The following is a 13,303-nucleotide window of genomic DNA, read 5'->3' on the forward strand; positions in this document are numbered from 1 at the left end:
AGTGAAATCAAGGGTTATAGAAAACGTTACTCAGAATTAAAAGCGAATGCAAAATAATTTTAAATCATATCGAATTTGTCAAATAGCCGTTTCCTTATTTACCGAAGTTGGGTTTGACGAAACATCAATGATTGATATTGCAGAAAAAGCTGCAATACCAGAAGTCGAATTGTATTCCTACTTTGGTCACAAAAACGATATCATTTTATTCTTTTTTCAAAGCATTAATTCAGACTGGCAGATAGCAGTTGATAATATTTCTTCAAAAAAAATAGCAAATCGATTTGAGGAGGCACTGATGCTAAAGGTTAAACTTATAACACCTTACGTTGGTTTTTTAAATCAAATATTAGGATTGCTAATCCAAAGTTCAAAAATTGGTGTAAAAGCTTCAAGAACTTCACACATTCGAGCTATCGGAATGCAAACGATGCAATCTATAATAGATGGATCAACCAACGGAAAGAAAACACAAAAAAAGGTTCCCCAACTTCCATCAATGATGTATTTCGCGCATTGGGCGGTTTTATTCACTCACATGCAAACAGAAGATAACGAAAAGGTTACTACCTTAATAAAATTGTTATCCAAATCACTAAAACATTCTAAGAACTTTGCTCTAATTAAAAAGCTATTTCCAGTGTTCGATGAATTAGGGAAAATTACTGAGGATTTACTTAATGTGAATACTAAGTCGAAGCATACATTAGATAAGGAAATTTTAAAAGTAATCTTCAACAATCGGAAAGCAACCAATCTCGAAAAACAATGTGAATTAAACCAATGCCCTACTTGTTTTGAGGTACATGAACATGCTGTGAATTTCTTTACCAGTCAAAACAAACCCATTCATTTTATTCTGCCTGCATTCCCAGCGAAGTCACCAAACCGATCAAAAACAATCGGAAAAACACCAGATCTTGGAGAAGAAATAGCATTAAAAACGTTGGCGTCAATGTGTGCCGAGATTGAAAGCATTTATGATCCTGGTGCTCAAATAACAATCTGTTCGGATGGTCGAATTTTTTCTGAACTCGTTGGAGTTTCTGACCACGATGTTACGGAATATGTTCAGGCTGTTTCTGATATGATTGCCCAACATGGAATAAAAAACATCAATGTTTTAAATCTCGAAGATTTCTGTGAAGGCGAAGACTTTGAAGAAATGAGAAAGAACTTACTGACTGAATACGCTGAAGATATAGAAAATTTAAAATCTAAGATTAAAACTAAGCCAGATGCATTAAGTTTGTTTAATGGGATGCATCGATTTATAACAGAAGATCGTCTTGGAATTGACAAAGACAAATCAAAAACGCGCGTAAAAGAAGAATCAAAACTAATCGCAATTAAAGTCATTCAACACAGCAATGCTTGGACTCGATTCTTGGCGAATGTTTATCCCGAAGCTATTCGGTTGTCTATTCATCCGTATCCTGCACATCACAAAAAAATAGGGATTCAACTAACGAAAGCTGAAGACAATTGGTTAACTCCTTGGCATGGAGTTATTACATTACAAAAAAATGACTACTTGTTGATGAAAAAAAGCAAAGCCGAAGAAATTGGAGCAACGCTAATTTACAATAATGATATTCCGTATTATTATTCCCTAAACGAAGACTAATGGAGTATTCAATTGAAAAAATCGTTCCATTTGGTGTGCTTATCACCAATACCAAAAACACAGGTTCTATTGAACAATTTGACAAAGAACAACTTTACCGTTGGATTTCCGAATACAAGGTAGTTCTCTTTCGTGGCTACACACAACTACCCAAACAAAAATTGGCTTTATTTGGACAACGATTGGGAAAACCATTGCAATGGCCATTCGGATCGATTAACGAGTTAAAATTTAAACCAGATACTAAGAATTATATTTTCACAAATCACAAGGTTCCTGTTCATTGGGATGGTGCATTTAGAGGTACCATTCCGCATATTATACTTTTTCAATGCATCACAGCTCCAAAAAAGGAAGATTTTGGAGGAACAACATTTGTAAATACAGAAAAGATATTAGCGAATGCTAGTCAGGCGCAACTCGACGAATGGGAAAAGATTTCGATAACTTATACCACTGAAAAATTGGCGCATTATGGAGGTGAAATCACGCAGAAATTCATTGCCAAACATGAGGTTGAAGGTCAAAAGGTAATCAGGTATGCAGAAGTTGTTGATGACATTAACCCTGTGCAATTGTCTGTTCATGGCCTTGATACTAAAACGTTCGATACATTTGAATCTGAGATTGAACACCTTTTGTATAGTCCTGAAAACTTATACACGCACAGATGGGAAGATGGAGATCTCGTTTTAGCTGATAATCATGCTCTTTTGCACGGACGAGAAGCTTATAAAAAGCAGAACGAACGTCATATTCAGCGAATCAACATCTTACACAGACCAAAAAATTCATTAAAAAGAATCATAGAAAACAGCCTAACAATAAGAAGAAAAGAATTCTTTGTTGCGGAACTCCCTATATTTATTATTCCTTTATTATTGAGTATTACAGCTTGGAATGACTTCCTTAAACCCAGTTTATATTTAGGAATGATTGCCATATTTATGTTATTCAATATTGGTGATATGATTAATTGTTATGCTGATTACAAATTAGACTCAATCTACAAGAGCCATCTATCGAATGCAGTATATGAGCTTGGAAAAAAAAATGTGAAATGGCAAATTATTGTATCTGGAATAGTAGCGTTGGTGCTCACAACTATAATCGCGATTTCTACAAACCAATTGTATTTAATACCCTTTACACTTTTTGGAACTTTTATGGGGCTTCAATATTCGATCAAACCATTTAAATTTAAATCCAGCGGAATGTTCCAGTTCTTCTGTCTTTGGGCAATTATTTTTTCTGGTCCAATGGTATATATTGCGATTATTACATCTGGACTTCCTAGTCTGGTTTACTTTCTAATATTTACCTTTTATGGTTTTCATCAAATGGGGATTATTTTATTAAATACTGCAGAAGATTATCCAGAAGATTTGAGCGATAACCTCAATACAGTTATCGTCAGATTAGGTCTGCATCGATCTATGAAAATCGCTTTTAATATTGTTTTGTTCTCTGGAATTATTCTTAAAGCTTGTATGATTTATTTATTCTACGAACTCTCTGTGCCAATTTACATATATGTATCTATTCTGATTTTTAGTGTTGGATGGTTAAAAATCGTCACAGAATATAAAACTATTGTCACTAAGTTAACTACGCTTTCTGTGGATGATGCCGTTAAGGAAATTAAGAAAAATGGTATGAAAGTTCCTGAATGGCTCAAATTAGGAGCCTATACATTTCTAGTTCCAATTATCACTTATTTTTTATGGAAAATACTCTAGACACATATGATTGCATAATTATTGGTGGAGGTATCGCAGGCTTATCGCTATCAATACAACTATCTATAAAACAGCGAAATGTGTTATTAATTGAGAAAGGAAATTATCCGTCTCATAAAGTTTGTGGAGAATATATTTCGAATGAAAGTATTTCTTTTTTAAATGGATTGGGTTTAGAGGAAGTCCTTGCTGATTCTCCTAAAATAGATCGTTTATTCTTAAGTTCTCCATCCGGAATTAGCGTACGAAGAAAATTGGATATTGGCGGAATAGGAATATCTAGATATAAGCTAGATTATGAACTTTATCTACAAGCGAAAAAAACCGGAGTGGATATCAAGACCGATACAAAAGTGACTAATATAACACGAGAAGGACATGGTGCATATAGTGTTGAAACATCAAAGCAATCTTATCAGACATCGATTGTGATTGGCGCATTCGGAAAAAACTCTTCTATTGATAAGGTTCTTGGTCTTAATTATAAAGCGAAAAACAAGAAAAACCTATATGTTGCGGTCAAATATCATATCAAAGCAGATTTTGATACGTCTGTAGTAGAAATGCATAATTTCGAAGGAGGTTATTGTGGAATTTCATCTATTGAAGACGACAAGATTAATTTGAGTTACATAACTAAGGCTTCAGCGATTAAAAAATTTGGAAGTATTGAAAAAATGGAAAAGCATGTTTTATCAAAAAACCCACATCTAAGAAAATATTTTGAAGATGCAACGTTTCTTTTTAAATCTCCTTTAACCATATCGCATCTACATTTTGGCACAAAAAAAACAGTTGTAAACGATATTATTATGATTGGCGATTCTGCTGGAAATATTGCACCACTTAGCGGGAACGGAATGAGTATAGCTTTGAAAAGTTCGCAGTTAGCTTTCAATGAAATTGAGCGCTATTTTAATTCTAAAATCTCGTATAAAAAAATGACTGATTCATATAATGAGCAGTATAACATTTTTTTTAAGAACAGAATCAGTCATGCTAAGTTTATTAATTTATTTTTCTTAAGCCCTTTCTTTTCGAATATAGCTTTCGCGTTCTTGAAAATTTTCCCAAAGCCTATTGATTGGATGAGCAAAAAAATACGAGGAGATCATTTTTAATTGTAATTATAATCTGCTGCTATTTTTACTACTATTATTAAAATAACATATCCCATTCAAGAAACGGGTTAAAATATTACCAAGAGATGCTTACACGTATCTAGAATATCGTTTAAAGATAAAGACGATAAAGTTTATAAATAATAAAAGCGACCAGTGATGGTCGATTTTTTTGTTCCTAACGTGAATTTCAAACTCGTATTAACTTTTCTGTTTCTATTTTTTCACCACGAATTCACGAATATTTTTCGGTTTGTTTCAAAGCAAAATTATTACTACTTAGAAACAGATCACTTCGTCATGCTTCCTCGTAATGACGTTTCAAAAAATCTCAATTCTCATATCTCAATACTAACAGCTATCTTTACACCATGAAACAACAAAACCTACTATTACTACACGGCGCTTTAGGAAGTGAAGCCCAACTCAAACCATTACAAGAACTCTTATCTAACGACTTTAATGTACATACTGTAAACTTTGAAGGTCACGGCGGACGCACTTCAGATGATGAATTTGATATGGAACGATTTGCCGAAAATGTTGTTGAGGAGCTTCAAACACTAGGAATTTCCCAAACACATATTTTTGGGTATAGCATGGGCGGTTATGTTGCGTTAACTCTTGCTAAGAAATATCCAGAAATGGTAGAAAGCATTGTAACGCTTGGCACAAAGTTTAATTGGAATTTAGAAAGCGCACAAAAAGAAGTCAAAATGTTGAATCCAGAGAAAATTGAAGAAAAAGTGCCTGCGTTTGCAAAACGTCTTCATGAATTGCATCAACCAAATGACTGGAAAAAAGTGATGCAAAAAACAGCCGAAATGATGCTATCCTTAGCGAATGGCAAAAGATTAACTGATTCAGATTTACAACACATTCAACATAAAGTACTGATCGGAATTGGATCTCTAGACACTATGGTTACGATTGAAGAATCTGAAAATGCAGCAGCTCAATTACCAAACGGAATTATACAAATTATTGAAGCTGTAAAACATCCGATTGAAAAAGTAGATACAAATGTGTTGACAACTGTTATTCGAAAATTTATTGCTTAATTCTAACCTGTGAAATCACAATTATTTACATATTTAAATCGTTACGTATCTTTTGAATCTGAAGAAATTGACTTGATATTCAATTCACTTTCACAAAAAACATTTCACAAAAAAGAATTCTTATTAGCCCAATATCAGGTTTGTAAACATCGCTTTTTTATTCTTGAAGGTTTGGTTCGTTACTATAAAACCGACAGCGATGGCAATGAAAATATAAGTCTCTTCGGAATTGAAAATTGGTGGATTACAAATTTAGATAGTTTTATAAACGAAGTTCCTTCACACAATGCAATTCAGGCAGTTGAGAACACAACTGTGTTATATATTTCAAAGAGCGATCTAGAGTTGTTGTATGAAAAAGTTCCAAAACTCGAACGCGCGTTTCGAATCATCACAGAAAAAACACTGATTGCTATTCAACGAAAAGATGAGATTTACATGAAACAAAATAGCAAAGAACGTTATTACAGTCTTGTAGATACGATTCCAAATTTTGCCCAACGCGTTCCGCAATATATGATTGCTTCCTATTTAGATATTACGCCCGAATATTTAAGTGAAATCCGAAAAAACAGGTAAATTCATGACTTTCTTAAGATACCTTAAGAAGTTTCAAGCGTGTTCCAAGGTAGTTTTGTAGAAACTATAAATCATACAACATGGAACGAATTTCATACGGAGATATTCCCAAAGGAATGTTTGAACATTTACAAAAGATAGAAGTATATATTAAAGAATCTTCTATAGACAATCAGCTTTTAGAACTTATTAAATTACGTGTTTCACAAAAAAATGGTTGTGCCTATTGCGTAGATATGCATCACAAAGAATTAAAGAAAACTGGAGAAACAGAATTGCGACTTTCTTCTTTGTGTGTTTGGGAAGAAACACCTTATTTTTCTGAAAAAGAACGCACAGTATTAACTTTTGCTGATACGCTAACAAAACTACAACGAACTCCTATTCCGGATGCAGTATACAATTCGTTATTACAGTTTTTTGATAAGAAAGAGATTTGCATACTTACACTCGCCATCACACAAATAAATACTTGGAATCGATTGATGAAAACATTTTTATTTACGCCAGGGAATTATGTAGCAACTTAATAGAAGAACGACCAAATTTGGTCGTTTTTTTTAGTAGTATTGATGAATAAACTTTTTATCAAGTTGAATATGACGAAATCAGGAATACATATCACAGATTCCGAATTAATTTTTACCGCTTTTCCTTCTAAGGGAATTGGACTAGCAAACATATTATATAAAAGTCTACTCACTAATAGAAAGCCATCGTTTACTCATTAGCATTTTTCTAAAGAATTAAATTGAGCTATTTTTAAGCATAAAAGTTACCAAAACCAATACTCATGAAAAATACCATTACATTTTTATGCGCACTATTCATCCTCAATATTAGTTTCGCGCAAAGCGACACAAAAGCAGCTTTTACCTTTGACAAAAAGTATTTCGAAGCAGTTGATACATGGGCAGTTTTTCCTAAAAAAGAAAAAGATACTACCTATATCATGGCATTCATCTATATAGATGAAGAAGCAGGTTTTACCATGAAGTATCAAAGTAATATTTTAATAACTCCTGAAGGGTTAAAAAATAAACCTGTACTCGATGACAATACAAATATGATAGCCAGATTAACACCAAATACAATTGATGTTGCCATTTTAACACCTCAGCAAGTGACAGCGCTTGGCTTACCCGAACAACCTGATTGGCTAAAAATATATAAACAAGACGCTGAAAAAGTCTCCTATCTAAAAAATATAGGATATCACTACAATCATGTGGGCGCAAGTAAATTGGCATTAATTCCTTTACTAAAAGCCTATGAGAAAGAACCGCATTACAATGGTTTGGAATTTGAATTGTCATACGCATACAATGCAATTGGGCAGTTTGAAAAGGCAATTACAATCTTAGAAAAAGCAATTCACAACAATCCTAATAATTACTATTTCTTCCGCGAATTAGGTTTTTCTTATAAAAATTTAAATCGTGTTGAAGATGCAGAACGTATTTATAAAAAAGGAATTTCTATTTCGGATAATGATTTTGAAAAAAGTGAAATGGCAGTAAATATGGCGCAAACATATTTCCAACTTCGCAACAAAACTAAGTTTGACGAATGGGCAAAATTAACTCGAAAGTATGCTGAAAAAGATTCTCGGTACGCGAAGTTTATTGATTCTTTTGAAAGTAATTGGGATAAGAAGTAACTTCACGCAAAAAATACAGTACATGCTTTTTTTAGTCCAATCGAATATTTATTTTGACCCAGATCATGAGCGTGTATGTGTTTGAGAAATTTCAAACTACTTACTAAAAACAAGCGAGTTCTTAGTATTTTTACACGAATTAAAAATTACTCATGAAATTACTTTGTTCTTGGTCTGGCGGAAAAGATTCTTGTTACGCACTCATGCAAATGCAACAGCAACCAATTGTATTGTTGAACGCTTTGAATGAAAACGGTGAAATTAGTCGATCGCACGGACTTTCAAAAGCATTGCTACACGCGCAAGCTGATGCTTTAGGAACTTCTATTGACTTTATCTCCGCTACTTGGAGTGATTACACAAACAAATTTATTGGCAAGCTTAAAACGCTTGCAAATCAATATGAATTAACCGATGCTGTTTTTGGTGATATTGATATAGAATCGCATCGTGAATGGGAAGAAAAAGTCTGCAAAGCCGCAAATATTACCTGTAATTTACCGCTCTGGCAACAAGATCGAAAAACACTTGTTATAGAAATGATTGACGCAGGAATTGTTGCCATGATTGTTTCCTGTAATGACGATTTAGGACCGGAGTTTTTAGGTAGAATTATCAATCATGAAACACTGGAATTACTAGAAGAAAAAGGCGTAGATGTTTGTGGCGAGAATGGCGAATTTCACACCGTTGTTTTAGATTGTCCATTGTTCAATAAACCTATAGAAGTTATTCAAGGCGAAAAGCTTCATAATGGAACTGGTTATCATTTTTTAGAATTATCGCTTAAAAATTAATAGATGAAAGATTGTATACAACTCAAAGATGTTACCTTAGAAAACTTACAAAAAGTAGTAACATATCTTGTCAATGAAATGAAGATTGAAGCTGCTGAAATATACAAAAGCAATAACAATTCAGACTTTATCATAACTTTCCCAAATGGCATTTCTAATGAGTTATTTATCTTTTTTTATTGTGCGCTTATGGCACACGATTTAGCAAATTCAAGAGATCTTTTAGGATGGTTTTTTGCGAATGATGATTTGACAAAACCGAATGCAAAAGGAAATGATTTTGGTAAATTTAAAAGCAGTTTTTTCTCAAAACGCATCATGATGACGCCAAATGGAGATGAAAAAGGAAATTTTCACCAACATGGAATCATTGAAACTGGCGTAGAAATTCATTTTGGAATGGATGGAACATATAAGGTTCAAAAAGAAACTCAATTAATCTATATGCAACCTATTAATAACCTAGATACTTATACTAAAATTGATACTATTGAAAAAACAGTTGTAGAAGCAAAAGGTTTTTTTGCTTCTTTAAAAAGTTTGTTTGGGTTCTAAATTCCTATGTCACCTAACGCGTAATTTTCTTCGTCAACGAACCTTTTTCTGTATCAATAATTACTAAATACATACCTGAGGCTTGTTCTCGTAAAGAAATTTTTTGATTCATATCTGTGATTGCTCCAACCAATTGTCCTAGCATCGAATATACTTTTACACTATTGATAACCGTTCGCGTACGTTGTTTGATTTCTATTTCTTTATTGTTGTTTAAATATACCGCAAGCGCATCTTCTGCAATAACTTCTTCTTCTACACTTAAAATTGTATTGATAAATTGCAACTGAAATCTATCTGCAAAAATACCATCTGTCGTTTCAAATGTATAAGGAGCTAATTTTAAATTGTGTGTAATGTTTAATTCTAAATCTTTCAGATACACCTCAACAACACTTGTGTTTAAGATTCCTTCTATTTGATCGATACTAATAGTAATATCGCCCAATACAGCCGAATCATATCCTAAAGGAACAACGTCAGTATCTACAAATGCTGGTCGTCCTTGAATTCCGTATTGATGCGCATCATCTTTTGAATAGAATCGCAAATAGTTTGAACCATTCAATCGAATTCCATCATACAATCGATCTTTTTGTAATGTAGCATCATCAAAGAAACCGATTAACAATTGACTAAACGCGCCATCTGCATTTGTGAGATTCAACCAAATCCGATCACGTTCTTCGATAGATTCGGTTGTACTTTCAGCATTGCTTGGTCTGTAAAAATTTGTATTATCATGTGTATTGCTTCGCATGCTATTGTTAAATGTAACCGTTCCAGCAGTAATTGCTTCTATAAAGAAACCTTGCCCAGAAGCAACAAACCCTGTTGGTGCTGTACTTCCACTTGTGGAACCTGTACCAACACCGCCAGAAGCATTATACATTGCATAATCGTCTGTACTGAAATTATATAAATCGGGCCCAGGATTTGACATGGAAGCATCATCAACATGCGTCCAGAAGTATAAGGTTCCTGTAATATTCGTATTTAATGTCACAAAATCGTCTGCGCTTATCGCTGATGGATATGGATTTCCGACAAAGTTCCAATCATCGTCCGTATCCGAAGCATCGGCACTTAAACTAATAGGCGAAGTAACAACACCATTATTTATAGCGCCACTAAATGTAACATTTTCTGTTCTTGGAAAACTTCCTGTAGTTGGTCCCATTGCAGCATACGCAACACCTGGCGTCATTGTATCTCCAGATAAAATATGCGCCCAAACATCATCATTGTCATCAAATTCATCATCGTCTAAATCTTCAAAATTAGCTGCTACATAGCTAAATGTTCTATCTAAACGCCAAGTTCCTAATGCTGTTCCAAAAGTTGTGCTTGCAACTGGCGAAGACCAATAGGTATAATCATACTGCTCAAAAGAAGTTGTAGTTTTTTCAACATTTACAATTCCTGTTCCGTTTAGCGTGACTGTTCCTGAATCGTCTACCATCACTAGTGAACCTTGATGATTTATATTAAGAATTCCTGTATTGTTTACAGTTAAATCGTTTTCGATATCGATATATGTTCCTGCTGGAATTGTAGCAGTAACTCCACTATCAACTGTTAACGAACACACCGTTAAATTACCATGCGTTGTTGTATTATAGGTTCCTGCCAACGTAACTATTCTTGACCTATCGGGAGTTCCATTACTCCAAGTTGAACCATTCCAAGAAGTGACTCCTTCTTCATGTTCTCCTAGATATGGATTTGTGCCCGACACTGGACTTTCTACTTCTGCATCTGTAAATTCAACCCAATCATTAATATCCCATGTTGTAGATGGTCCAGTAGAAACACAAGAATTTCTCACAAAGCATCTGCGATCTCCCCAAGTAGTTCCATCTCCAATAACATCTACTCTATTTGCCCAAGTATTGCTGTCAATACTTGTGGAAATTATCACCAAATCATCTCCACTAAACAGACTTGCTGTAGATGGAAACTCAAACGTAGGATTCCCGTCATACCCAACTTCTCCTGGCGAAGCATAGGCTGGCAATACAGCTGTATCATGCTTGTAACGGCGTACTTCTCCAATTGCCATATCTGTGGATATCAATATATTATTATTGATTGATGGTGAACCTGAATCTGAAGGATCTGCCGAAGCCGGATTGTCTGCATCTAAATTATTTAAAACTACAATATAATACGTATTGGCTGGGATTATAGCTCCGCTTACGTTTTTTACTTCAATCCATTTATCTGTAGAAGCGCCTTCATAATATTGTGTAATCATGATATCACTAGAACCAGCACCATCATTGTCTGTAATTGTTAGTGTATGCGTCGAATTTGTTCCTATAGAAGGCGTAGTTCCTCCAGAAACATTTTGTAAGTTTAAAATAACCGTTTCACTAGGTTCTGTTACCGCATCATCATTTGAGATAAAGATAGACACACATTGGTTTGTTGATGATCCTGCTGGAAATGTTAGCGTTACTGGAAACGAGATTGCAGCTGGCGATCCTGCACCATCATCGTAATCTGTTCCATTGGTTGCAGTACTTGCGCCATCAAGTGCAACTTCAACCGTTGTTGCTGTAGAACCACTAGGATTCGTAATTGCAACACATACATCGATGGTAACTCCATCTTCCGCTAGTGTTGAGGTAGTACTTACAAATTCTACCTGCGTGCTTGCACATGGAGATAGTAATGAGTTTGTTCCTGGCGATCCACCAATAGTGACTTCTTGCCAATTGGTTCCTGTATCAGAATTGTCCATTGAAACATCAACTACATGTAGAGAAGCATCATTTCCATTTCCTCCGTCGCCACTTGCATAGGTTACTACATCGGCAACTGTAGTTCCGTCTGCGGCAAATAGTGTAATTGTATCTGTTGAGTTTACTAAATTGTTTGTGCTATTTGTACTAGCATCTTCTCCTTCATCTGGCGTAAAATTACATCCATTATTGTAGGTTCCGTCACCATTACTTCCAAGCGATATTGTGATACAAGCGCCATCTGCTAGTGTTGTGCTTCCTCCAAATGTGTGTTCGGTAACACCACCAACATCAATAATATAAGAGCTTAAGTCTTGTGTGCTTCCAGAAACATTACATATTTCTATCCATTCGTCATCAGTACTCGTAGTATTGTACATGATTTCTGTGATGACCACATCTGCTGTTGGAGGTGCATTTACGTCCAATTGTACAGAATCATTACTCCAAACACCACCAGTTCCTCCATAGGTAAAATTACAACTATTGAGTCGAAAGCGAGAAGCATAGTAATACGTTCCTATTGCCAACCCTGAACCAATTTCTGCTATAAATTCGTCATTATTTCCCGATTGTGTATTAAACGTTGCTACAACCCATGTCCAACCAGCTCCAACACTAGGATCATTATTTGTTGTATTGTAACCAATCCATGCTTCAATTCCTGCACCTGCGCCTGCTGCTTCTGTGACTCCTAATTCAAATGTTTGTGCTGTTACATTAAAAGTATCGCCCACTGTTATTGTTTGTGGTGAAGATGTTGGCGATTGAATATTTGCCGTATCAACAGCATCTGTACATGAAGAAACTACTGTTCCATTTACGATAATATCATTTCCTGAACCTTCAAATCCTCCTGAACCGCCTGTAGATTCTGAAAAACCATATATTCTATATGTAACTGCTGCTGAATTTCCTGTTTGACTTACTGTAAATGTAATTACTTGTGTACTTGTATTATCGACGATAGCCATTTCTGCATCAATATTTGCCGCATAACTATCTAATGAACTTCGCAAAGAAATAGCACTTAGTCCAGTTCCCGAACGTTGTACATTGAAGACCATCGTTGTTACATTGAAATCAAAACCACTGTTAGGTGTGATTGTGAATTCCATATAATCATTTCCTGAGACAGCATTTGCTATACTTGTTGTTGCCCAAGAAGTGGCATTAAATCTATTTCCGTTGTTAGATGCAGTAAGTCCGCTACCTCTAGTTATGGTTGAAGTAGATAGGTTTGCATCGTTTGTATTTGATACCGCTGAAGCTTCGTTTCCTGCTAATCCATTGAAATCAAAGGTTAAAATTTGACCATGACCAATAAAACACATTAGAAAAAAGAAAACGGGGGCTATTTTTTTTTTCATACCGCTACATTTTATAACCCTACTAAGATACTGGATTATCAGCTAAT

At 34.7% G+C, this 13,303-nt stretch carries 10 protein-coding genes; 9 read left to right on the top strand and 1 reads right to left on the bottom strand.

Going from position 1 to position 13,303, the window contains the following annotated elements; all coding sequences use genetic code 11:
- Window positions 1–46: 46 nt before the first annotated feature.
- From ACRBBL_RS17315 to ACRBBL_RS17355, 9 genes are all read left to right on the top strand, one after another.
- Window positions 47–1,627 (top strand): L-tyrosine/L-tryptophan isonitrile synthase family protein, encoded by a 1,581-nt coding sequence (locus tag ACRBBL_RS17315; protein WP_431370333.1) that lies wholly within the window; start codon window positions 47–49, stop codon window positions 1,625–1,627.
- Window positions 1,627–3,366 (top strand): TauD/TfdA family dioxygenase, encoded by a 1,740-nt coding sequence (locus ACRBBL_RS17320; RefSeq protein WP_431370334.1) that lies wholly within the window; start codon window positions 1,627–1,629, stop codon window positions 3,364–3,366. Before ACRBBL_RS17315 ends, ACRBBL_RS17320 begins: the two co-directional genes overlap by 1 nt.
- Window positions 3,351–4,487, top strand: a complete 1,137-nt coding sequence (locus ACRBBL_RS17325) for an NAD(P)/FAD-dependent oxidoreductase (protein ID WP_431370335.1) — start codon at window positions 3,351–3,353, stop codon at window positions 4,485–4,487. Before ACRBBL_RS17320 ends, ACRBBL_RS17325 begins: the two co-directional genes overlap by 16 nt.
- A gap of 371 nt (window positions 4,488–4,858) precedes the next feature.
- Window positions 4,859–5,548, top strand: coding sequence for an alpha/beta fold hydrolase (locus tag ACRBBL_RS17330; RefSeq protein WP_431370336.1), 690 nt, complete (start codon window positions 4,859–4,861; stop codon window positions 5,546–5,548).
- 9 nt (window positions 5,549–5,557) lie between these two features.
- A complete protein-coding gene (locus tag ACRBBL_RS17335) occupies window positions 5,558–6,127 on the top strand; it encodes a Crp/Fnr family transcriptional regulator (protein ID WP_431370337.1) in 570 nt (189 codons plus the stop codon).
- Between the two features lie 80 nt (window positions 6,128–6,207).
- Window positions 6,208–6,657 (top strand): carboxymuconolactone decarboxylase family protein, encoded by a 450-nt coding sequence (locus tag ACRBBL_RS17340; RefSeq protein WP_431370338.1) that lies wholly within the window; start codon window positions 6,208–6,210, stop codon window positions 6,655–6,657.
- A 263-nt stretch (window positions 6,658–6,920) separates the two neighbouring features.
- Complete coding sequence (locus tag ACRBBL_RS17345) at window positions 6,921–7,787, top strand: tetratricopeptide repeat protein (RefSeq protein WP_431370339.1); 867 nt, start codon at window positions 6,921–6,923, stop codon at window positions 7,785–7,787.
- 152 nt (window positions 7,788–7,939) lie between these two features.
- Window positions 7,940–8,584, top strand: coding sequence for a diphthine--ammonia ligase (locus ACRBBL_RS17350; protein WP_431370340.1), 645 nt, complete (start codon window positions 7,940–7,942; stop codon window positions 8,582–8,584).
- Between the two features lie 3 nt (window positions 8,585–8,587).
- The gene (locus ACRBBL_RS17355) at window positions 8,588–9,139 is read left to right on the top strand and encodes a hypothetical protein (RefSeq protein WP_431370341.1); all 552 of its coding nucleotides are present in this window, start codon (window positions 8,588–8,590) and stop codon (window positions 9,137–9,139) included.
- 13 nt (window positions 9,140–9,152) lie between these two features.
- Here the strand turns inward: ACRBBL_RS17355 and ACRBBL_RS17360 are convergent, their stop codons facing one another.
- The gene (locus ACRBBL_RS17360; RefSeq protein WP_431370342.1) at window positions 9,153–13,256 is read right to left on the bottom strand and encodes a lamin tail domain-containing protein; all 4,104 of its coding nucleotides are present in this window, start codon (window positions 13,254–13,256) and stop codon (window positions 9,153–9,155) included.
- Window positions 13,257–13,303: the final 47 nt, after the last annotated feature.

The organism is Kordia sp., assembly GCF_050633145.1.
Taxonomy (GTDB): domain Bacteria; phylum Bacteroidota; class Bacteroidia; order Flavobacteriales; family Flavobacteriaceae; genus Kordia.

Excerpts from the sequence above, each read along its gene's own strand:
- ACRBBL_RS17315 (WP_431370333.1), top strand. The coding sequence starts at position 47 with ATGCAAAATAATTTTAAATCATATCGAATTTGTCAAATAGCCGTTTCC.
- ACRBBL_RS17320 (WP_431370334.1), top strand. The coding sequence starts at position 1,627 with ATGGAGTATTCAATTGAAAAAATCGTTCCATTTGGTGTGCTTATCACC.
- ACRBBL_RS17325 (WP_431370335.1), top strand. The coding sequence starts at position 3,351 with ATGGAAAATACTCTAGACACATATGATTGCATAATTATTGGTGGAGGT.
- ACRBBL_RS17330 (WP_431370336.1), top strand. The coding sequence starts at position 4,859 with ATGAAACAACAAAACCTACTATTACTACACGGCGCTTTAGGAAGTGAA.
- ACRBBL_RS17340 (WP_431370338.1), top strand. The coding sequence starts at position 6,208 with ATGGAACGAATTTCATACGGAGATATTCCCAAAGGAATGTTTGAACAT.
- ACRBBL_RS17345 (WP_431370339.1), top strand. The coding sequence starts at position 6,921 with ATGAAAAATACCATTACATTTTTATGCGCACTATTCATCCTCAATATT.
- ACRBBL_RS17350 (WP_431370340.1), top strand. The coding sequence starts at position 7,940 with ATGAAATTACTTTGTTCTTGGTCTGGCGGAAAAGATTCTTGTTACGCA.
- ACRBBL_RS17355 (WP_431370341.1), top strand. The coding sequence starts at position 8,588 with ATGAAAGATTGTATACAACTCAAAGATGTTACCTTAGAAAACTTACAA.
- ACRBBL_RS17360 (WP_431370342.1), bottom strand. The coding sequence starts at position 13,256 with ATGAAAAAAAAAATAGCCCCCGTTTTCTTTTTTCTAATGTGTTTTATT.